This is a genomic window from Pedobacter immunditicola (genome assembly GCF_037482985.1).
Taxonomy (GTDB): Bacteria; Bacteroidota; Bacteroidia; order Sphingobacteriales; family Sphingobacteriaceae; genus Pedobacter; species Pedobacter immunditicola.
Window position 1 is genome coordinate 191,699 of record NZ_JBBHKC010000005.1, and the last position, 23,283, is coordinate 214,981.

17 protein-coding genes are annotated in these 23,283 nt (G+C 40.3%); 14 read left to right on the forward strand and 3 right to left on the reverse strand.

Annotation, left to right across the window (positions count from 1 at the left end; all coding sequences use genetic code 11):
- Positions 1-5 precede the first annotated feature (5 nt).
- Positions 6-635: a sigma-70 family RNA polymerase sigma factor gene (locus tag WG905_RS10310; RefSeq protein ID WP_339591635.1), complete on the reverse strand. Its 630-nt coding sequence runs from the start codon at positions 633-635 to the stop codon at positions 6-8.
- Between the two features lie 127 nt (positions 636-762).
- On the opposite strand from WG905_RS10310, the gene WG905_RS10315 reads away from it, so the two are divergent.
- The 5 genes from WG905_RS10315 to WG905_RS10335 all read left to right on the forward strand — a co-directional run bounded on the left by WG905_RS10315 (position 763) and on the right by WG905_RS10335 (position 7,780).
- A complete protein-coding gene (locus WG905_RS10315; RefSeq protein WP_339591636.1) occupies positions 763-1,176 on the forward strand; it encodes a hypothetical protein in 414 nt (137 codons plus the stop codon).
- 332 nt (positions 1,177-1,508) lie between these two features.
- Positions 1,509-2,135 (forward strand): cupin domain-containing protein, encoded by a 627-nt coding sequence (locus WG905_RS10320; RefSeq protein ID WP_339591637.1) that lies wholly within the window; start codon positions 1,509-1,511, stop codon positions 2,133-2,135.
- A 200-nt stretch (positions 2,136-2,335) separates the two neighbouring features.
- On the forward strand, positions 2,336-2,956 hold the full coding sequence (locus tag WG905_RS10325) for a cupin domain-containing protein (protein WP_339591638.1): 621 nt from the start codon (positions 2,336-2,338) through the stop codon (positions 2,954-2,956).
- Between the two features lie 68 nt (positions 2,957-3,024).
- On the forward strand, positions 3,025-7,185 hold the full coding sequence (locus WG905_RS10330; protein WP_339591639.1) for a two-component regulator propeller domain-containing protein: 4,161 nt from the start codon (positions 3,025-3,027) through the stop codon (positions 7,183-7,185).
- Positions 7,186-7,279: 94 nt separating this feature from the next.
- Positions 7,280-7,780, forward strand: coding sequence for a hypothetical protein (locus WG905_RS10335; protein WP_339591640.1), 501 nt, complete (start codon positions 7,280-7,282; stop codon positions 7,778-7,780).
- 67 nt (positions 7,781-7,847) lie between these two features.
- On the opposite strand, the gene WG905_RS10340 is transcribed toward WG905_RS10335, so the two are convergent.
- A complete protein-coding gene (locus WG905_RS10340) occupies positions 7,848-10,502 on the reverse strand; it encodes a glycoside hydrolase family 2 TIM barrel-domain containing protein (protein WP_339591641.1) in 2,655 nt (884 codons plus the stop codon).
- 361 nt (positions 10,503-10,863) lie between these two features.
- Between WG905_RS10340 and WG905_RS10345 the strand changes: the two genes are divergently transcribed.
- From WG905_RS10345 to WG905_RS10380, 8 genes are all read left to right on the forward strand, one after another.
- The gene (locus WG905_RS10345; protein ID WP_339591642.1) at positions 10,864-12,048 is read left to right on the forward strand and encodes a glycoside hydrolase family 88 protein; all 1,185 of its coding nucleotides are present in this window, start codon (positions 10,864-10,866) and stop codon (positions 12,046-12,048) included.
- 438 nt (positions 12,049-12,486) lie between these two features.
- Complete coding sequence (locus WG905_RS10350) at positions 12,487-13,569, forward strand: substrate-binding domain-containing protein (RefSeq protein ID WP_339591643.1); 1,083 nt, start codon at positions 12,487-12,489, stop codon at positions 13,567-13,569.
- 314 nt (positions 13,570-13,883) lie between these two features.
- Entirely contained in the window at positions 13,884-14,576 is a 693-nt protein-coding gene (locus WG905_RS10355) for a carbohydrate-binding family 9-like protein (RefSeq protein WP_339591644.1), read from the forward strand.
- Between the two features lie 7 nt (positions 14,577-14,583).
- Complete coding sequence (locus WG905_RS10360; RefSeq protein WP_339591645.1) at positions 14,584-15,879, forward strand: sugar MFS transporter; 1,296 nt, start codon at positions 14,584-14,586, stop codon at positions 15,877-15,879.
- Positions 15,880-15,921: 42 nt separating this feature from the next.
- The gene (gene nagB, locus WG905_RS10365) at positions 15,922-17,841 is read left to right on the forward strand and encodes a glucosamine-6-phosphate deaminase (protein ID WP_339591646.1); all 1,920 of its coding nucleotides are present in this window, start codon (positions 15,922-15,924) and stop codon (positions 17,839-17,841) included.
- Between the two features lie 196 nt (positions 17,842-18,037).
- Positions 18,038-18,616 carry a GNAT family N-acetyltransferase gene (locus WG905_RS10370; protein WP_339591647.1) on the forward strand — a complete coding sequence of 193 codons (579 nt, stop codon included), beginning with the start codon at positions 18,038-18,040 and terminating at the stop codon, positions 18,614-18,616.
- Positions 18,617-18,638: 22 nt separating this feature from the next.
- Positions 18,639-19,169 (forward strand): gluconate 2-dehydrogenase subunit 3 family protein, encoded by a 531-nt coding sequence (locus tag WG905_RS10375; RefSeq protein WP_339591648.1) that lies wholly within the window; start codon positions 18,639-18,641, stop codon positions 19,167-19,169.
- Between the two features lie 11 nt (positions 19,170-19,180).
- A complete protein-coding gene (locus WG905_RS10380; protein ID WP_339591649.1) occupies positions 19,181-20,899 on the forward strand; it encodes a GMC oxidoreductase in 1,719 nt (572 codons plus the stop codon).
- A gap of 3 nt (positions 20,900-20,902) precedes the next feature.
- Here the strand turns inward: WG905_RS10380 and WG905_RS10385 are convergent, their stop codons facing one another.
- The gene (locus tag WG905_RS10385) at positions 20,903-21,715 is read right to left on the reverse strand and encodes an META domain-containing protein (RefSeq protein WP_339591650.1); all 813 of its coding nucleotides are present in this window, start codon (positions 21,713-21,715) and stop codon (positions 20,903-20,905) included.
- Between the two features lie 252 nt (positions 21,716-21,967).
- Here WG905_RS10385 and WG905_RS10390 point away from each other — a divergent pair, with 252 nt between their 5' ends.
- Positions 21,968-23,281, forward strand: a complete 1,314-nt coding sequence (locus WG905_RS10390) for a Gfo/Idh/MocA family protein (RefSeq protein ID WP_339591651.1) — start codon at positions 21,968-21,970, stop codon at positions 23,279-23,281.
- The last annotated feature ends 2 nt before the right edge of the window (positions 23,282-23,283 follow it).

Here is a 23,283-nt window from a genome sequence, read left to right on the forward strand (position 1 = left end):
AATTATCAAATCCGCTGCATCACATAATTTACCACCCTGTCACAACGGCTCAGGTGAAATTCAAAAAGCTGTTTGGGTTGCCAGTAATTGTGGAGTTCTGAGCGGAGCATTTCTTTGGCCCTCGTTAAGCGGATTTTAACATTGGACTCGCCTATATCAAGTGCATCCATGGTTTCAGTGGTGCTCATCCCCTGAATCTCTCGCATCACAAAGACCATTTTGTACTTCTCAGGAAGCGTTGCAACCGCTTTTTCCAGGAGTACCTTTAGCTCTTTTTGCATGAGGTTATCCAGTGGTGTTTCCGTATGCTGATCTTGATAGGCATCTTCCATGTGTATGTTTTCCCGTTTCATCTTCTTTTTTTTGTGGAGAATGCTTTCATTGATCAGGATCCGGGTAAACCAGGTGGCAAAACTCGACTGGTGTTTAAACTTTGATAATTGCAGGTAGGCATTAAGATAAGCCGTCTGCATAATATCTTCTGCTTCTTCATCATCACAAACGATGGACATGCTGATCCGGTAAAAACGTTCATTAAACTTTCGCATCAGTAATTCATACAGGTGCTTTTCCCCGTTAATAATCCTATCTACAATTTCCTCATCACTGAGGCTCACACTTGCTAAGTTTGTCATAGTTAGATTACGCTTTGTGTATAATTAATAGAGTATCCTGACATCAAAAGGGTTACAAAAATCCCTTAAATAAATTTTGTAACCCTTTGTAACTTGCTGATCTCTAATATATAAAAAACATTTCATCATGGAAGATCAAAGTAAAAAAATTAAAGACATTCAAACGCTGCTTAAATTTACTTATGGCCTTATTCCAATAGTTGCAGGGGCCGATAAGTTCAGCAACCTTTTAACTGACTGGTCACACTACCTCAACCCCACGCTAAAAGCCATGCTTCCTTTTAGTGACCAAACTTTTATGATGGTGGTGGGTGTAATTGAGATCATCGCGGGAATTCTTGTGTTCCTAAATCCCCAAAAAGGTGCATACCTGGTGAGTGCGTGGCTGGTGCTGATCGCTTTAAGTTTAGTGGCTAGTGGTCAGTATCTTGATGTAGCGGTACGTGATCTGGCGATGGCTATCGGTGCCTTTACATTGGCGAAAATCTCCGTAACACTACCAGAAAAAACATATGGGGTTAACCATCCTATCGGCGCATAAGAATGACCCTTAAAAAGCCTGTTGAGGTAATCCTCAGCAGGCTTACTTTTTATGCTTATGATGACTTCATCGCTTTAATTTGCAAGCCTAATCACTTCATTGGATAGCTTAATCGATTAGCAGGCTAGCCTTATCGCCTGTGAAAACCAATTAAAAACTGATACAGTTGAATTGAGCATGGTGGTCGTGTAAATTTATTGTCTAGGTGTCAATGAGTTAGTCTGTAAAAAACACAATTAGTTTAAAAAATTATAAAATAATTACTTAAATTTAATCATCAGGTGAAACCTTTAGGTTAGGGTGTAATTTTAATGTCCATTAAAATTTAAACCATGAAAAGAAGGGATTTTATTGCATCATCATTGCTTGCTGGTGTAATTGCAAATAGCTTTGATTTTGAAGCTTTTGCTCAATCAACTGATGATAAGCCGAAGGCGATCACCAACAAGATCGATAAAAAGCCAATTAAACCTTTTTATTTAGAACCTGACAAGGGAGCACCAAAGATTCCCGATCTAAAAATTAGGTTTGAACAAACAAATAATCAATTTGCAGCCGCAGAATTTCATTTTCCGCCAAAAACAATGGGGCCAGCGCCACATGTCCATAAAGACCTGGACGAGGTGATGAGGGTCACTAAGGGAACTGCCTCTGTGCTGATCGGTAATGAAGTTTATCAGGTGGAAGAGGGGGGATGGCTGATGCGCCCACATGATATTGTACATACCTTTTGGAATGCAACTGATGAGCCTTTGAGTTTTATTGATCTCTTTCCAAATCAAAATTTCGACCTTTTTCTGGTGGAAGCTGTTAAAACTCTTAATCAATTGATTGGGGAAGGAATAGATCCAGTTTCAACAGCAGGTCAAAGACGGCTGGATGTAATTACTACCGAATGGGGCGTTGTGATGTATCATGATCAAAGGCAGGGAATTATGGATAAGTACGGTTTGAAATGATAATTCAGTTTGTATTGCTTGATGATGTTATATTTAGCGTCACGTTCAGCTAACATCTAACCAAAGAATCATCTCCGGTTAATTGACTAGTAGGCTTGAAAATACAATTAGTTTAATTGTAAAACATTGCGCTTGGATTTAATTTACAGATGAAACCTTTAGGTTAGGGTGTGATTTTAATGTCCATTAAAATTTAAACCATGAAAAGAAGGGATTTTATTGCATCATCATTGCTTGCTGGTGTAATCTCTAGTAGTTGGGATTTTGAAGCTTTCGCTCAATCAACTGATGATAAGCCGAAGGCTATTACCAACAAGATCAATAAAAAGCCAATTAAGCCTTTTTATTTAGAACCTAATGAACCTAAAGACCCTGACCTAAAAATTAGGTTCGAACAAACAAATAATCAATTTGCAGCCACAGAAATTTATGTGCCGCCAAAAACAATGGGGCCCTCACCACATGTACATAAAGACCTGGACGAAGTGATGAGAGTGACTAAAGGGACTGCCTCTGTCTTGATTGGTAATGAAGTTTTTCAAGTGGAAGAAGGGGGATGGCTGATGCGCCCACATGATATTGTACACACTTTTTGGAATGCGAGTGATGAGCCTTTGAGTTTTATTGATATATATCCAAATCAGAATTTCGACCTTTTCCTAGTCGAACTTGTTAAAAATTTTAATCAATTGAGGGTAGAAGGAATAGCGCTGGACTCCAAAGAAGGTCAAAGACGGCTAGATGTAAATAATGCCGAATGGGGTATTGTGATTTATCATGATCAAAGGAAGGGAATTATGGATAAGTACGGGTTGAAATGATAATTTGCTTTTGTATTGCTTGATTATGTTATATTTAGCATCACTTTCAGCTAACCTATAACCAAATAATGTTTGATTATCTTTTAATTAAATATCCTGTAAGCCTCTTTTTTACGGTCGTCCTGAGTATACTCATCTCAGTTTTTCCCTCAAACGCACAAAACAAGAGAATCAACTTTAAACGCTATACAATTAATGAGGGGCTATCTCAAAATACGGTGTATGCGCTCCTGGAGGATAGGGAAGGTATCATATGGATTGGAACGGAAGATGGACTAAATAAATTTGATGGTTATGATTTCACTTATTATAAGCATGAAAACCGTAATCCACATAGCATTAGTCATAACCAGGTTAATGCCTTGTACGAGGATAAGGCTGGAAAAATTTGGATCGGCACGTCAGATGGATTAAATGTCTTCGATAAAAAAACGGAAGCATTCACCAGGCTGAATACAATTAAAAACCCTGGTTTGGGTTTCAATGAAAATATTACCTCTATTTATGAAGACAAAAAGGGGGATATATGGGTAACAACACAAAAGGGGCTCATCCGCTATCATCCTGAAGGGAATAATTTCTTGCATTTTGACTATCCCAAAGATAAAAGGACGGATAAGGTCATGGAAGATGATCAGGGGATGTTTTGGGTGAGTATTGATAAGGATTTAAGAAGATTTGACCCCAAGAAAAAGCAATATATACCGTTGCCTGCATCACTGGAAAATAATGTCTCCCTGCGGAACTCTTATCCGCGCGTAATTAAGAAGGATGCCGAAAATAAAATATGGATCGGCACCGAGCGTGCCGGTCTTTTTATTTACGATACCAAAGAGAATAGCTTGCAGCATTTCAGGAATGACAAATCCGATAATAAAAGTTTACCGATCGATATTATCCGCGATATTCATTTTTATAATGATAAAGAAGTTTGGATTGGCACCCGTGACGGGCTGAGTATTTTTAATAAGGATACCAAACAATTTACAAATCACCAGCATGACAGGTATAACCCTGCTTCATTGAGTCAGAATTCTATCCGGACCATTATAAAGGATAAGGCTGGAAATGTTTGGCTGGGTACTTTTTCCGGGGGACTCAACCTGATTGCCATAGGCAATAACATGTTTAATTACCTTGGTGCCAAAACCGCTTACAAACCGGGCCTGAATTATCAAATGGTAAGTGCTGTTACGGCTACTAAAAATGGCGGTCTTTGGGTGGGTACTGAAGGCGGGGGTATTAATTTCGTAAACCGGGATTTCACTTCTTTTCAAAGCTTATCATTGCCAATTATAGGCGCAAACATTGCCAAAAATACCATTAAAAGTTTAGTGCCTGATGGCGACAACCTCTGGGTGGGTACTTTTGATGGCCTGAGCTTTATCAATGGCACCACAAAAGCTTCAACGAATATCTCCATTCCAGGGAATATAAAGGATGTAGCTTCTCTGCTTAAAATCAATGATGAACTTTGGATTGGTACCAACGGCGGAGGCTTGATATTAAGAGATAAAAATGGGGGTACAAAAGTCTTTCGTCATCTCGTGGCCGACAGCAATAGTTTGAGCCGCAATAACATCTTGAAAATCGTTGCGGATAAACAGAACAATTTATGGATTGGTACGAGTTGGGGACTTAATTATTATGATAGAAATAAATTCAGGCAATTCCATTTCAATAAAAATAATCCTTATAGCTTAAGTAATAACAGCATTGCATCCCTACTTGTCGATCGTAAGAATCGAATTTGGGTAGGTACCAAGGGTGGCGGGCTGAACCTTTTTGATAAAGCAACAGGTCGGTTTTATGTGATTGATGAAACCTTGGGTTTAGCTAATAATGTCATTCAAGCCATTGAGGAAGATCATAAAGGGCATTTGTGGGTAAGCACCAATAGCGGTATTTCTCGAATTGTTATCCACGGCGCATTGCCTTTTACCGCGAAATCTGTTGGTATTACCAACTTTTTTGTAGCTGATGGCCTGCAAAGCAACCAGTTCATGCGTAATTCGAGCTTCATCAGTGATAAGGGTGAACTTTATTTCGGGGGCATTAACGGCTTAACTTATTTCCATCCGGATCAAATTAAAAAGAACCAATATCAACCTAAAGTGATTTTAACGGAGTTCTCCATCCGAAATAAACCTGTTGTTCATTATGGCGATGACTCACCGCTGAAACAAGCTGTAAATGAAACCGAGGAGATTGTTTTAAATTACGATGAGGCTTTTATTTCTTTCAGGTTTGCGGCGCTCAACTTTGTTAATCCGGCAAAAAACAAATATGCTTATATGCTGGACGGCCTTAACCACGATGATGAATGGCATTTTGTCGGAAACCAGCGCTATGCAACCTATACGAACCTTGACGCTGGGACATATATTTTTAAAGTCAAGGCCGCCAACAACAATGATGTCTGGAACGATACACCAAAGACCATAAAAATAATAGTGTTGCCTCCCTGGTGGGCTACATGGTGGGCTTTTTCTTTTTATCTGCTGATCCTGGGCGGGCTGTTTTATCTTTATAACTCTTATGCCATAAAAACGGCTAAACTGAAAAGTGATTTAAGTTTCCAGCATCTCATCCATGAAAAGGATCATGATCTTTACCAAAGGAAACTTAACTTTTTCACCAATATTTCCCATGAAATTAAAACGCCACTGACGTTAATTCTTGCTCCGCTTGAAAAACTGTTATCCTTGAATGAAGGGAATAACCGCGTACAACATCAGCTCATGCTCATGAAAAGGAATGGGGAACGTTTGGTGCGATTAATCAATCAGTTACTGGACTTCAGGAAGTTTGAAAGCGGAAATATGCAGTTACAGGCTGCTGAAGGTAATATCATAAGGTTTGTAAGAGAAGTTGTTCTTGCTTTTGATTCATACGCCCAGCATTTAAACGTGAACCTGCACGTGGAAGCGGATAGCAAGTCGATAAGGGTGTATTTTGACCGGGATAAATTTGAAAAAATATTATATAACCTGCTGTCAAATGCTTTAAAATTTACCAGGCCAGAGGGAACGATCATCGTAAGGATTAAAGAGGAATTGCCCGACTCCGGTCAAAATAAATTTGTGTTGATTGAAGTGGAAGATAATGGTGCCGGTATCTCGGCAGATATAGTCTCCAGAATCTTTGAACAGTTTAAACACTTTGATGAGGATGGTGCAAACCTGCAGGGTACGGGTATTGGCTTGGCTTTCACTAAGGGACTTGTTGAAATGCACAAAGGAGAAATCTCTGTAGAAAGCCGGCCGGAAACAGACACCGTGCCAGGAAGAACTTGTTTTATCGTTAAAATCCCCTTAGGTAAAGATCACCTGAAAGATAATGAGCTGATCGCAGATTATAAAGACAGTGAAAACATCGACAATTATTTCAATAAGGAACAAAAGGGGAAAAACAGCGAGTTTTTAGAAGAGCGAAAAGTGAAAGTCTTAGCAACGATGGAGGGAAGTCCGGAGATGTTAATTGTGGAAGACAACAAGGATGTCATCAATTTCCTTCGTGAGCATTTCGAAGATAAGTTCCATATTCATACCGCTTATAATGGCAAAGAAGGGATGGAGAAAGCGCTTTCTGTTGTTCCCGATATCATCATCAGCGATGTGATGATGCCACTGATGAGCGGTACTGATTTATGCAGAATGCTTAAAACCGACAACAGAACGAGCCACATCCCTATTATATTATTAACGGCCCGGGCACCGATGATTTATAAAATAGAAGGGCTTGAAACAGGAGCAGATGATTATATCACCAAACCTTTCAATATCAATATCGTTGAAGCCCGGGTTTGGAACCTCCTCGAACAGCGCCAGCATTTAAGGGAACGCTATCGGAAGGAAATCACCTTACAACCACAGAATCTGGCAATTACTTCTCCTGATGAGGTTTTTCTCCACAAAGTAATGGCCTACGTGGAAATGCATATCGATAACCCGGCTTTAAATGTGGAAGATCTGGCTGCTGAAGTTTTTATGAGCAGGACTACCTTGTATCGGAAAATCAAGGCCTTAACTAATCAAACTACTGTTGAACTGATCAGGGCGGTAAGGCTTAAAAGAGCGGCCCAATTGCTGGAAACACAAGGATACAGCATCAGTGAGGTTGCTTATATGACAGGCTTTACCGAAATCAACTATTTTAGGAAATGTTTTAAAGAACAGTTTAATCAAACCCCGACAGCGTATATCAATAAAATCGGTTCACCGGGATAATTAGGTTGTTCATCGTGTTTAATCTATTTTTTGCTTTTTGCTTGTTATCTTTAATTGAGAAGTTATATTTATTTAAATAGGGAGAGGGCAAGCAATGGATACCAAAAAAATCACCTTCTGTTATCGAAAAATCATAGATAAATCCTCAATTCATACTTTTGACAGGCTGATATTTGAAGATTCGTATAAGGAATTTAAGATTCAGGCTCAGAATTTTAACAAGGAGAAAGCATGCAATACCTTTGATGAGTTAATCAGACATGTTCCAACAGCACAAAATCTTCACTTATTGGTTTTGGCAGCCGTACTCAATTATATCAATGATTTAAATGAAACCATACCGGATGTTTTGAATACCCTTGGTGAACATTTTATGACCTTTAAAAATTACAGTTTTGAAATTATCAGTTCAAGCCTTCATGATATCTCTACGCATAAAGTTGCTATTACTTTTTTTTCGGAACCCTTTATATGGCATGAAACCATAGATAATTACCTGCTGGTATCTGACAGCCGTGCAAACTCGGCTGAGGTCTACACGCATTTATTGGAACTTAAACCGTTTCTATCTATACATTCTTTGAAGATTGTTTAAGAACTCATTGACAAAAAAAAGCTGCAAAGATGGTTAATTGCATCTTTGCAGCTTAGAAAGGTAAATCCTATCTTACTTTTTTCAACTGGATCCCATTTAAGATGGAAGCGCCTTTGATCGCTTTGAAATCAATGGTTATTCCGTTATTATTATTCACACTGATATTAAACTTAGCTGCAACAGCATGTTCAGGAATCAGCGTTTCAGCATTGCTGAGGCCGCTGAGAGCTTCCTTGCCATTGATCGTCACATCAAATAAGCGTTCTTTAAATTCTTCAGTTCCTTCCTTTCCTTCACTAAGGTTATAAATTAAACCTTCTCTTTTAATGGCTGAATTTAATTCTGCGAAATGTAATGTCACCAGATAATCTCCATCCGGAACATCAAATTTAAACTGCTCAATGCCCGTCCTTTGTGTCGCGTATATGGGATCTAAATCAGTGCCCAGGATGTTTTTGTCAGAACCATAACTTAGTCTGGAGGTGTTTTCCATGGTATAAACGCTTCCGCCCTTATATCCCCAGCTTCCAGGCAGGTATTCTTGTTCCGAAATCCAAACCTGTGCAGCATTTTCATCATAAAAGAAACGCTTGTCGCCTAAGCTGATATTCAGCTCATTAAATGGTAGTTCCTTGCTTTTTAAATTTTGCGAGAGCATATGGAAGTTAATATCTACCTGGTCATTAATTTCTATTCCATCTGCCATGGCTGCTACCGTTAACCGGTTTAAACCATTAACAAAAGGCACCTCGAAACTGGCAATGCCTTGTGCTGTTGCTGCGCTGCCTATTAATTTCCCGTTTTGTTTCAGGCTTACGGTTTTTTGATTGCTGAATACAATTACAGGCTGTGTGCAAATGGCATTTTTTTCTGTTGCTGCAAAACCCGTACGTACAATCCATTCTTTGGAACCGATCTGTACATATGGTGAACCCAGTAAATTGGCCTGGTAAAACCTGTAGCCATCCTTCGGCTTACGGTCATGGGTGAGGATTCCTTTGCTGTTGATGTGCGGCGTACTTTCACCTCTTGCTTCTGAATTAAACTCTGCAAGGTTCCAGATCATCGCTGCGGCAACAAAGGGGCGGTCCATCATGGCTTTCAAATATACCTGGTGATACTTATTTGTATATTCAACTGTTTTATCAAAGCGAATAGGGTCAAAGCTGTGCAGCCGGTTATCTGCATCAGCACCATATTCTGTCACCAATAAAGGTTTATCAGGTAACTGTTTGCGGTGCTGGTCAAGAAACGCACCAAATCCATCCAGTGTGCGTGAATACCAGCCAAGGTATAAATTCCAGCCCACCAACATGGGGATTTTCGTAAGCTGTACTTTATTATAAAGCTCAAAAGCACCATGGTTAGGAATCATGGTATAGCGGTAAGGATCTTCTTTGCGCGTGATATCTTCTAATTCCTGGGCTAATTTTGTGATGTTGTTGAAGTAAAGTTCCTGTTTTTCTGAGCCTTTCTCATAACGAGGCCTCAACAATACTTCGTTCATGTAGGTCCACATGATCAGACTCGGGTGATTGAAATGCTGCCTGATCATTTCCAAGTGCATATCTTTTGAGTTTTTTGCAAAAGCAGCCGTTTCAGTAATGCGGTTTACAATCGGTGTTTCTACCGACGCCAGGATGCCTAGGCGATCACAGGCTTCTAAAACAGCTGGGTCCTGCGGATAATGGGAAACACGTAAGAAATTACCACCCATTGCTTTTAGTAATTCCACATCCCGGGTGTGCAGGGCATCAGGCAGCGCATTGGCCATGCCTTTATAATCCTGGTGCCTGCTGGCGCCAACAAGTTTGACGGACTTGCCATTGAGAAAAAAACCTTTTTCTGCATCAAATTTAAACCACCTGAACCCTAAAGGGTTGCTTACTTCATCTAAGGTCTGGTTTGTTCCCGCGTCAGAAATAGTAGAGACTAACCTGTACAAATGAGGATTTTCTATTGACCACAGTTGGAACCCTTTGATGTTTTTCATATCCTGACTGAAGGGTACTTTTTGTCCTGGATTCGCATGGTAGGTGTTCTTAATTTCAACCAATAGCTTTCCATTTCCATCTACAATTTTATGGTTGATGTTAAGCTTCTTTTTGTCGCTGCCGGCATTCAGAAAAGCACCTTTAATATGGACATCAGCTGTACTGCTGTTTACCACAGGTGTGGTAATGAAAATTCCGCTTGATGCATGGTTGTCGGCATCAAAATGAATCTTGTTAACAGCTTTTAAATAAACATCCCGGTAAATACCTCCAAAAAAAGTGAAGTCACCCGAAAGGGGAGGGATATTTTCATTGTTGCTGTTGTCTACTCTTACAACAAGTTCATTTGTTGTATTCCCTTCTTTAGTAAATTTCAAGTATTTACTGATCGGGAAGGAGAAGAAATTATAGCTGCCGGTGTGTTCACCAATTTTTGTCCCGTTTAAAAATACTTCTGCAACTTGTGCAGCGCCTTCAAAGAAAATGAAGACCTCTTTTTCTTTCCAGCTCGATGGGATATAAAGTGTTTTCTTATACCATCCTGCGCCTCTGTAATAACCCGGTTGATCATCCATCACATCCACTGCATTCCAGCTATGGGGAATTGACACCGGTTGCCACTTATTGGTTAAGTTAGTTTTTGTGGTATCACCCTTAATAAAGTGCCAATTACTGTTAATGGTTTTAGATAGTCTTTCCTGTGCTTGAGCTGCTGATAGGAATATCAAGCAGAATATTAAGGAATTTAGTAGTTTTAATCTCATTGGTATGTTTTGTTTTTTATCTGGTTATCATGCTATCATTGGCTTATTTATCCCTATTGCTGAGTGTAGGCTCATGATGGTTTCTATGTCTTAACCGCATTGGCTCTACAAACTTTGATTAACTAAAGTAGGCTTAGGTTGTGATTGTGAACTATAAATTTCATGCATTACTGCACTATAAATGTTGCAGCATCTTCATGAATCAAGCTTATAGACATGTTGCACCAAAAATGCTGTCTGATTGAATGAAAAGTCCGTCGCTATTTATTTTCTTACCGTTAAGTTTGATTTCATCAATGCCTTTATAAACCAGAATAAATTAATTATGAAATATCAACTAACGGTGCTGCTGCTCCTGGTATTTGTAAGCCTGACAAATGCACAGAAAGTCAATACTAAAAAAGCGTTTAAGCATGCAAGTACACAAACTCAGTTATTGCTGCTGGAGACCGGGAAAACGGATAAGGGGGTGAAAAATGACCTGGTATCTCCCCGAACCATAGAAAAAGAGAAACTAAAACTAGTAAGGTCAAGAGATTGGACAAGTGGTTTTTTTCCGGGGGTACTTTGGCTGATGTATGAACAAACCAAGGATCCCAAATTTAAGGAGGAAGCACAGAAATATACAGCCAACCTTGAAAAGGAGCAGTTTAATACGGGTACCCATGACCTGGGTTTCATCATCAATTGCAGTTTCGGCAACGGCTACAGGCTGGGTGAAAACGAAGCTTACCGCAAAGTCATTATAGAAGCCGCAAAAAGTCTTTCGACACGTTTTAATCCAACGGCAGGGGTAATTCGTTCATGGGATCATAACCGCAATAAATGGCAATATCCTGTGATCATAGATAACATGATGAACCTGGAGTTATTATTTGAAGCGACCAAACTGACCGGGGATTCGTCTTTTTATAAAATAGCAGTGACACATGCAAACACCACTTTAAAAAACCATTTCAGACCAGATTATAGCTCATTTCATGTGGTGGATTATGACACGGAAAACGGAGCGGTGCGAGGTCAGGCAACTCACCAGGGGTATAGTGATGGATCTGCATGGGCAAGAGGACAGGCCTGGGCCTTATATGGTTATACACTTTGTTACCGGGAGACTAAAGATGAAGCTTATCTAAAACAGGCAGAAGGCATTGCTGATTTTATTTTGAGCCATAAAAATCTTCCTGCAGACCTTGTTCCTTATTGGGATTTTAACGACCCTGCCATACCGGGTGTCCCAAGAGATGCTTCTGCTGCGGCAATCACGGCTTCTGCACTATATGAACTAAGGTCCTACAGTAAAAATCAGCAGACTTATACTGCTGCAGCAAATAAGATGTTGAAGTCACTGACAAAAAATTACACCAGTAACGCAGGTGATAATTATGGTTTTATTCTGGAACACAGTACCGGACATAAGCCTGTGAACAGCGAAGTGGATGTACCACTTAATTACGCTGACTACTATTACCTGGAAGCTTTGTTAAGGTACGAAGCTTTGAAAAAATTATAACGCTTGCTTAATAATTCAGTAAGAGGCTGTATCATGACACAATGATCAGCCTTTTGTGTATGCTGTTGTGTCCTGATTTTCAGTAATATATCAATATTAGATCATGCTTATCTAATTAATTGACTGTCTGCATCATTCATTCTATTAAATATAGCGTCATGAAAAGAAATCATTTTATAGCTTCTGTTTTAACTTTAGCTACCACTCCCTTCATTTCCTTTTCTCAATTTCAAATCGCAAATCAAGGAAAGGAACATGGACGATGACAGATTAGTTTAATTCCTTCAAATTTTGTTTTAATTATCTATATTGGATGCCGGGTTGCTTGTGCCCTAAAATGAAGATAATTGAATGAGATTATCATCGGCTTGGGCTTACAAACAGCAGTGATGATCAGCTGATGTAGCTTCATTACCATTAATAAACAATGATATCTTAATGAAAGACAAAACCATTCGGATTATAGACATCGCATTGAAAGCAAAAGTATCTACGGGGACCGTAGACAGGGTTTTGCATAATAGGGGGCGTGTTTCTGCCAAGGTGCAGGAAAAAGTGTTGAAAATAATCAAAGAGATGGATTATGAACCCAACCTGATTGCCAGGGCCCTCGGTTCAAAAAAAACTTATAAGATTGCTGCACTCCTTCCTGATGAAGCTTTTGACCCTTATTGGATTGCGCCAAATGCAGGGATCAATAGGGCCGAAAAAGATTTGAAGCAGTATGGACTGGTGGTAGAGAAATATTTATTTGACCCGTTAAAGGTGGATTCTTTTGTACAGAAAGCAAAGGAAGCCACAGCAAGTTCTCCGGAAGGGATCTTGTTGTCCCCGTTGTTTTACAGGGAGGCTTTGCCATTCTTCGACCAGTGGAAAGCGCTGGGCATCCCATTTGTTCTTTTTAATACCGAAATCGCAGAATGTGAACCGCTAAGTTATATAGGTCAGGATTCTTACAAAAGCGGTTTTCTTGCAGGAAAGCTGGTCCACTACGGACAGCCAGAACCATGTTCCATACTCATTGCACATTTAGATGAGGAAATCACCAATGCAGCGCACCTTGAAAAAAAAGAACAAGGTTTTAGAAATTATTTTAGTGAGAATAATTTAAGCCAAAAATATAATATCGTTAAAGCTAACCTCATCAGGCCCGATTACGCCACCTTTGTTAAACAACTGGACAGCCTGTTTGAAACAACCACTGATCTGAAAAGTATTTTTGTTTCTACCTCTAAAGCATATGAAATAGCTGATTATTTAAAGAAACGCCATATTCACCATATTAAAATTGTGGGTTATGATCTTGTACCTAAAAACCTTGGTTTTCTGGAAAATGACCTCATTAGTTTTTTAATCAATCAAAATCCAAAGGGACAAGGTTATTGGGGGTTAAATATTCTGGCCGATCATTTAATCTTTAAAAAGGAGGTGCCTGTACTTAAATACCTGCCGCTGGATGTGGTTACAAAAGAGAATGCAAGTTATTTCACAGATGATAGTTTGGAAGTTAGGATATTTTGAAATTAAATGTAAAATGTGTGCGCACACATCTTTAATTAATTATATTTGCTATTAATACATTTCAGAAATTTTATATTTAAACCTATAAAACCATCATAAGCATGCAGCTTATAAAGAGCAATGAAAAAGCTTATGATAGCTGCATCACCATTAAAAACAAATTATTCTCTGATGAAAAATAATGCTACCTATGACATTCCAGCTGTTGTTAGTCAATTCTGCTTCGAACGTAAAGTTAAAGTAGTCGTGTTGCAGCCTTCATTAGCAAAGCACGGTGTGCAATTGATACTTGTTCAATCTTAATCGGTTAAATTGTGAAAAAGCGAATTGAAGTAAATTACTTGCCGGGGATAAAGTCATTCAAAGATGGTGATGAAATCGCTGAGCAACTAGCCGGTTTAAAAAAACATCCCATCGCAGCATTGAACTGGCCCGAATTTCCTTATGAGCCGGAAGCAGCGTTTACCATAGCTTACCAGGGGGATCAGCTGTTTTTAAAATATGATGTGGCTGAAAAAGACATCAGAACCACTTATCTGGTCAGCAACGACCCCGTTTATAAAGATTCCTGTGTAGAATTTTTTATGGCCATCGGTGAGGATGATAAATATTATAATTTAGAATTTAACTGTATTGGCACCTGCAGGGCAGCCTATGGTGCAGGCAGGGAAGAGCGGGAATTTGTACCTAAACATTTAATTGAGAAAATTCAGCACAGGTCGTTTTTTAAATTAAAAGACGGGCTCGTTCATTGGGAGCTTACCCTTGCCATTCCACTTGAAGTGTTTTGTCACCATTCTTTAAAGACTTTTAAAGGATTAACTGGAAGGGCTAATTTTTATAAATGTGGAGATGACTTGCCAGTTCCCCATTTTTTATCCTGGAACCCTATCCAAACAGAAGAACCTGATTTCCATCAACCAGCATTTTTCGGAGATATCGCATTTATCGATAGTGAAGAAAGCAACCACCCAACAGAAATCAACTTAAATAAACCATCATTATAACTTAACTATGTCTGAAAACTACAAAACTAACCTTCAAGAGCCCGTTGCTGTGGAGCTTCCGGTAAAGCAGAAAGTAAACCCTATTGTCATTATAGGTGCATTATTTTTTGTTTTTGGTTTCATTACCTGGCTAAACTCAGTGCTGATTCCCTATTTAAAAATCGCTTGTGAGCTCAATAACTTTGAGTCTTACCTGGTCGCTTTTTCTTTTTACATCTCTTACCTCGTTATGTCCGTCCCATCAGGCTGGATATTAAAGAAAACAGGCTTCAAGAACGGCATGGCAGTCGGCTTAGTCGTGATTGCCGTAGGAGCGCTTGTTTTTATTCCGGCAGCCATGATGCGGGAATATGGGCTGTTTTTATTGGGCCTTTTTATACAAGGTACGGGTTTAGCGGTCTTGCAGACAGCATCAAACCCATACATTGCCATCTTAGGACCTAAAGAAAGTGCCGCACAACGCATTAGTATCATGGGTATCTGTAACAAAGTTGCCGGAGCCCTTGCCCCGATTGTTTTGGGTGCAATTACCTTGAAAGATGCAGACAAAGTAATTGAAAAAATTCAGCAAATGACAGTCGTACAGAAAGCTGCTGAGTTAAATGAGTTAGCCTCCAAGGTAATTCTTCCCTATGTAGTTATCTTCGCTGTTTTAGTCGCCTTAGCTGTTTGGGTTTACTATTCCGCACTTCCTGAAATAGATACAGACCATGAAGATGAGGCCGTGGCTAAAGCAAATACAAATAAAACCAGTGCTTTCCAGTTCCCTCACTTACTACTTGGGGTATTAGCCATGTTTTTATACGTCGGTGTTGAAGTAATGGCAGGGGATACCATCATTAGCTATGGTTCAGAACAAGGCATCCCCTTAGCTACTGCGAAATTTTTCACTACCTATACTTTAATCAGTATGATTGTGGGTTATATCATCGGTATCATCTGCATCCCAAAATATTTTAGCCAGGAGAGTGCCTTGAAATTCTGTGCCGTATTAGGTGCTATTTTTACCGTTCTTGCGATGTCAACAGATGGCTATACTTCAGTGTTGTTCATCGCCCTTTTGGGATTGGCAAACTCGCTTATGTTTCCTGCAATTTTTCCATTGGCAATTTCAGGACTGGGCCGCTTTACAAAAATGGGATCTTCATTTCTGGTGATGGCCATCTCCGGTGGTGCCGTTCTACCTTTAATATTTGGATATTTAGCTGACTTGTCCAGCATGCAGCAAGCCTACTGGATCATGATTCCAAGTTATATGTTCATATTATATTACGCTGTCTGGGGACATAAAGTCACAAAATAAGTTTGTACAATAGAATAATAATATAGTTTTAACAATATTTAGATGAAAAGATTAAATCTTCTTGAAGAAACAAGATTCGAAAAAGTACCGGTTCGTATTTATGCTGATCAGTTTATCGCATCAAAAGCAGTAGCAAAAAAAATAGCTGATCTTATCAGAAGAAAACAAGAAGCTGGCGAACATGCCATATTAGGTCTTGCAACTGGCGCAACACCGATCAATGTTTATGCTGAACTAGTTCGTTTGCATAAGGAAGAGGGCTTAAGCTTTAGCAATGTCATTACTTTCAACCTGGATGAGTATTATCCAATGAAACCAGATGCACAACAAAGCTATGTGAAGTTCATGAATCAGCATTTGTTCGGCCATGTGGATATTAAGCCTGAAAATATTAATATCCCCGATGGAACAATAAATAAAGAGGATATTGCTGCTTATTGTATTGCTTACGAAAAGAAAATCACTGATTTGGGTGGTCTGGACCTGCAATTATTAGGTATTGGTCGTACGGGTCACATTGGTTTCAATGAGCCAGGTTCTGCGCCAAATTCAGGTACCCGTTTAGTAACGCTTGATGATTTAACACGCATTGATGCTTCCCGTGATTTTGGTGGTAAAGCAAACGTTCCCGAGAAAGCGATTACCATGGGTATCGGTACCATCTTCAAAGCCAGAGAAATCATTTTAATGGCATGGAATGAAAAGAAATCAGAGATCGTTAAAAAAGCAGTAGAAGGAAATATCTCCGGAGATGTTCCAGCAACCTATTTGCAGCTGTCGGATAACGTAGAATTTATTTTAGACCAGGATGCTGCTACTTCATTGACCAGGTTTGATACACCATGGCTGGTAAAGGATTGTGAGTGGACTGATATGCTCATAAAAAAGGCCGTGATCTGGTTATCAAAGACCTTAAATAAGCCGATTCTGAAATTAACAGATGAAGACTATAATAACAATGGTATGGCTCAGCTTGCCACACAAAAAGGGCCTGTCTACGATATCAATATTAACGTATTTAATAAAATACAACATACCATTACAGGATGGCCGGGAGGAAAACCTAATGCCGACGATAGTCAGCGTCCAGAAAGAGCTTTGCCTGCCAAAAAATCTTCTATCATATTCTCGCCGCACCCGGATGATGATGTGATCTCCATGGGCGGTACCTTTATCAGGTTAGCAGATCATGGACATGATGTTCATGTTGCTTACCAGACATCCGGTAATACGGCAGTTTGGGATGACGATGCCCTTCGTTTCTTAGAGTTCTCTATTGATCTGAATAAGCGTCTGAATACTGACACGACTCATTTGGAAGACCTGTATAACGAAACACGTACCTTCTTGCAAACCAAACAGCCCAACCAGGCTGATACATTGGCTATGAGAACCATTAAAGGTACAATCAGAAAAGGGGAGGCAACAGCCGGAGCCCGTTTTGCCGGATTGAAGGATGAAAATATCCATTTCATGGACCTGCCTTTTTATGATCGCGGTAAAACGCAGAAAAACGTTTCCTATGAGGATGATATCGTGCAAACCATGGAGCTTTTAAATAAGATAAAACCACAACAGGTTTTTGCTGCAGGTGATTTTGCCGATCCACATGGTACACACAAAGTTTGTTTCGATATTATTCTGCAAGCATTAAAGCGTTTAAAAGAAACTGAAGAATGGGTTAAAGATTGCTGGTTATGGTTATACCGTGGTGCATGGCATGAGTTTGAGATCCATGAAATTGAAATGGCTGTTCCTTTATCTCCAAAAGAAGTAGAGAAAAAGAGACTTGCTATATTTAAGCACCAAAGTCAAAAAGACAGACCTGTATTCCCTGGTGATGATGCTCGTGAGTTCTGGATCAGAGCTGAAGACCGGACAAGTGAAACCGCAAGACAATACAACCAACTTGGTTTAGCTGAATACGAAGCGATGGAAGCTTTTGTAAGATTGAAATTTTAACATATTTTATCATCTCGGACCTGTTCCGGGATCTAATTAATAAAAGCCTGCCGCATATTATTTGTAGGCAGGCTTTTTAATTCACAATATATTTATATCTTTAATTTAAGGTCTAAATGATTCTTGTACATCGAAAAATGAACGAACAATTTAACGCTATGGTTGATGCCATGAATGATCAACGATCTCACAAACTATGATTAAAGCTACCTATGCAGACAAAAGCCTGGTATTAGATATATTGACAAAGTCTTTCGAAAAGAATAAAAGTGTTAATTATGTCATCCGGCAGAACCATAAAAAGTTCATGCGCATTTACGAATTAATGGATTATTCATTTGAGCAGTGCTACCTGTTCGGGGAGATCTATTTGTCTGACGACCGTAATGCTTGTGCCCTTATACTTTATCCGCATCAGAAAATAACGACCCTTAAAACCATAAAGCTGGAGTTTAAACGTCTTTTCCATACCATCAGTTTAAAAAACATATCCAAGACGCTTAAAAGAGAAAGTAAAATCAAGCATATACAACCAAAAACGAATATGCTCTATCTATGGTTTATTGGTGTAGAGCCAAAGTTCCAACATACCGGACTGGGCACTAAGCTGCTGAAAGAGTTACTAGATTATGCACAGCTGCAGCAGTTGCCGGTTTACCTGGAAACTTCCACGATACAAAACCTGCCATGGTATAAAAAACATGGCTTCCAGCTTTATCACCAGTTGGATCTGAGCTATAAACTGCATTTCTTAAAAAAGGTGCCCGTAGCATAACACATTAAATACTTATTCCGTTATGGAGAGACGTTTAGTTATTAAACAAATTTTAATCATGGCCGGCGGACTGGCCCTGCTTCCTTCCTGTTTAAGGGATGCTGGAAAATCTTCAGTGCTATTGAAAAACCTGGATGTAAGTCTTGACCAGGAAAACCTCCTGGCTGAAATTGTGGAAACGATTATCCCAAAGACCAGCACGCCGGGGGCTAAAGAATTAAACATTCATCTTTTTGTGCTCAAAATGCTGGATGACTGTTATGAGCCAGAGGAGCAGCAGCTCTTCTTGAAAGGGCTGGAAGCGTTAAAAGTCAAAACGCAGGATCTGTATCATAAATCTTTTATGGATATAGCTGTTCCCGAACGCCAGAAACTATTAGTCGGCATTGAAAATGATAAAGAAGCAGCTGCAGAACTTGCAGGCTTCTACAAAATCATGAAAGGCAAGACAATACAGGGTTACCTGAACTCTCAATATGTGATGACCAATTTAATTAAATGGGAATTAGTTCCCGGCAGGTATAATGGTTATTATCCTGTTAAAACCGCCTAACTTTAAGATACATGTCAAATCTAAATATCGATGCCGAAAAGGCACATACCTTCGATGCGATAGTCATTGGTTCTGGTATCAGTGGTGGCTGGGCTGCTAAGGAATTTACAGAGAAAGGACTGAAAACACTCGTATTGGAAAGAGGAAGGGATGTGCAGCACATTACCGATTATCCCACTACCAATAAATATACTTACGAATTTGAGCACTACGGTGAACCTGCATTAGCCATCCGTAAAGAAAACCCGATTGCCAGCAGGTGTTATATCTTCAGGGAAGATGCCATGCATTTTGTGGTCAAAGATCAGGAACATCCTTACGTTCAGGAGAAGCCATTCGATTGGATAAGGGGCTACCAGGTGGGTGGGAAGTCTTTGCTTTGGGCAAGACAGGTACAACGCTGGAGCGATCTTGATTTTGAAGGCCCTGCACGTGATGACTTTGCTGTGGATTGGCCCATCCGTTATAAAGATATCGCACCATGGTACAGTTATGTAGAGAAGTTTGCCGGTATCTCTGGCAATAAAGATGGCTTGCCGCAATTGCCTGATGGCGAATTCTTGCCGGGTTATCCCTTGAATGCGGTAGAAGATTATTTTAAAAAAGTACTCACCAATAAATACAGCGATAGGCATGTAATCAGCGCAAGGTGTGCCCATATCTCGAAGCCCAACCAGATACATTTAGACCAGGGCCGTGGCCAGTGTCAGAACAGAACCCTTTGTCAGCGTGGATGTCCCTTCGGTGGCTACTTCAGCAGCAATGCTTCTACCTTACCTTGGGCGGCAAAAACTGGAAACCTGACATTAAGGCCCTTTTCTGTGGTGGAATCTGTCATATATGATGATAAAAAAGGCAAAGTTACCGGGGTAAGGGTGATTGACACCAACACCAAGGAGGTTACGGAATACTATGCGAAGGTGATCTTTGTTAACGCTGCGGCGTTAAATACCAACCTGATCTTGTTGAACTCCAAATCCCAGCGTTTTCCACAGGGATTAGGGAATGATAACGGACAATTGGGTAAGTTCGTCGCTTTCCATAATTACAGTGCCCGGATCAGTGCTGAATACGATGGGATGCTGAACTATACAACAGATGGCAGGAACCCGGCCGGAGGTGGTTATCTGCCGCGTTTCAGGAATGTTTTTAAACAGGAAACTAATTTTAAAAGAGGTTATGCGGCCGGTTTCAGTGCCCGTAGAATCAGCAATAAAGATACGTCTGGCGTTGGGGAAGGCCTAAAGGCTAACTTATTGAAGACAACCTTAGGCCCATGGAGCGTAGGCTCGCACATGATGGGCGAAACCATCCCGAAGGAAAGTAACTTCGTTAACCTTGATCCTTCCAAAAAGGACGCCTGGGGTGTCCCACAGCTAAATATTTCCGTCGACTATGATGAGAATGACGTGTTGATGAAGAAAGACTACCTGGAGCAGCTGACAGAGATGTTTACGGAGGCCGGTTTCACCAACATTAAGCAAAATGATGCTTCGCAAGCACCCGGCCTGGATATCCACGAAATGGGCGGAGCCAGAATGGGGCATGATCCTAAAACGTCTATCCTTAATCAATGGAACCAGCTACATGCCTGTAAAAATGTTTTTGTTACTGATGGCGCTTGTATGACGTCCACCGCAACTCAAAACCCATCACTCACTTACATGGCATTAACCGCCAGGGCAGTAGACTATGCGGTTAATGCGATGAAGAAGGGCGAACTAACTTAAAAGCTATTTTAAATCTTGCTTTTCTGCCCTTTTAAAGGTCATCATATTTTCACCTGTACCTACATAAAGCACTCCTTTTTCTAATTTGTAAGGGAGTGTTTTTTCGTTAAGTAACTTTAAAAACTGGCTTTCCAAACTCATGCCCGGGCAGGCCATCATGGTCGATAGCATATAACCGAAGATCATTTTATCCCCTTCAAGGCTGAAACTACCTGAATAGCGGTTGCAACCACCAAGTCCCAGCACACGGTTATCGTTTAAGCGCAGTTCCATGGTAGGTGATTTAAGGGTCTTATCAGCAGTGTCAATGTCCTTGCTGCCAATGCGCTGTAAGGTCCAGACATCATTTATTTCGTAAACACCGAGGTAATTTCCACAACCTGTTACGGTTTCAGCGACGCTGTCGCCCCGTTTTTTAACCTCAACCTGTACTTTGAAATTGTTCTTCTTGCCAGACATCGTGTCTTCACAAAACTGGGTAAACACCTGTACAGTTAACGTGCCCTTGTCTGTCTCCGAATGGTAACGGGTTACATGGGCGTCCATGGCTTTTTCTCCTTTTACTGCAGGAACAGTTAATTCAAATCCTTCCGCGGTGATGTAATGCATGGAACCTTCAAAATCTATAGATAAAGACCAGAAAGGCTCATTGCCGGTCGCATAGAAATCAGCCCCATCTTTAATCCGTCCTTGCTTTACAGCTGGATTATCTTCAATGGTATCTGGTGTTGTTACTGGGCTAACTTCCGCTTTTTTGGCGGTGCCACAGGCAAAAAGGAATAATGTTAATACAAGTATCGGGCTGAATGCTTTCATGGGGTTGTTTGTTTTTATTAGGAGCAGTATGTGTATAATGGTAAAACGGATGCCACAGGTAAAACGCTACAATTACTGTGGTATTTTGCTTACCATTAACATAACCAATGGTTTATAATTTTTTTTGATTAATTAGAAGTCCAAAATTATATTTACTTTACAGTAATTTTATGTTGTGTTATAACCCCTTAAGGAGAGTCTAAGGGGATGTTGTGCCTTGTTTTAAAGGCCGTAATCTTAAACTATAAACTGATGAAACGAAATCCATTTGATAACACCACGACCAACCGCAGGGCATTTATCAGAACCACAGGTGCCGCAGTAATTGGAAGTACTTTAGCATTTAACCTTGGCTTTCCGGGATCTGCATTTGCAGCTAACAAAAACACCCTGAAAGTCGGTTTAATAGGTTGCGGCGGGCGAGGTACAGGTGCTGCTTTCCAGGCCCTTTCTGCTGATCCCGATGTGGTGATCACCGCTATGGGCGATGTCTTTGCTGATCGGTTGGAGGAAGCTTATAAAGCGATCAATGAAGTTTTCCCGAAAAAGTTAAAGGTGAACAAAGACAGGAAATATGTAGGCTTTGATGCTTATAAAAAAGTCATTGAATCTGATGTTGATGTCGTTATTTTAACCACGCCGCCTTCTTTCAGGCCAGATCATCTTATGGCGGCAGTGGCGGCCGGGAAGCATATTTTTTGTGAAAAACCTGTAGCAGTGGATGCACCGGGGGTGCGGAAAGTAATTCAGTCGGCAAAATTAGCTAAAGAGAAAAAGTTATCATTGGTATCCGGTTTTACCTTTCGATACGATTTACCGAAAAGAGCGCTGTTCAATAAGATCTTACATGGCGATATCGGAAAGGTAATGTCTGTTTCCTCTACACGGAATGGTGGCGAACTGTGGTATAAGCCCAGAGAAGCCGGCTGGACAGATATGGAATATCAAATGCGCAACTGGTATTATTACAACTGGTTGTCGGGTGATTATATCGTTGAAATGACAGTCCATAGTTTGGATATGATGACCTGGGCAATGGGTGAGCAAATGCCGCTGCGGGCCACAGGCACCGGCGGGCGTCAAGTGCGTGTCGATGAAAAATATGGCAATATCTATGATCATTTTGCCATTGAATATGAGTATGCAAATGGCGCAAGAGGATTTAGTTTCAGCAGGCAGCAAGCAGGTTGCTCCAGCAGAAATTCTGTGGAGATAGCGGGCACAGAAGGAAATGCGATTGTTAATCTGGGCAGCGGATTGCATGAAGTTACCGGTCAAGGTATTTGGCAATACAAGGGGAAGAAGAATAATCCTTACCAAACTCAGCATGATGAACTCTTTGCCTCCATCCGGAATGGTAAACCGATGAATGATGGCGATATAATGGCGAATAGCACGATGCTTGCCATTATGAGCCGAATGGTAGCCTATAGCGGACAAACGTTAACCTGGGAACAAGCATTTAATTCTAACCAGGTATTGGGCCCAAGTATAGACGAATTTGCATGGGATTATAAATACACCAGTCCTGAAGTGGCTATGCCAGGGATCACCAAATTGATATAGAT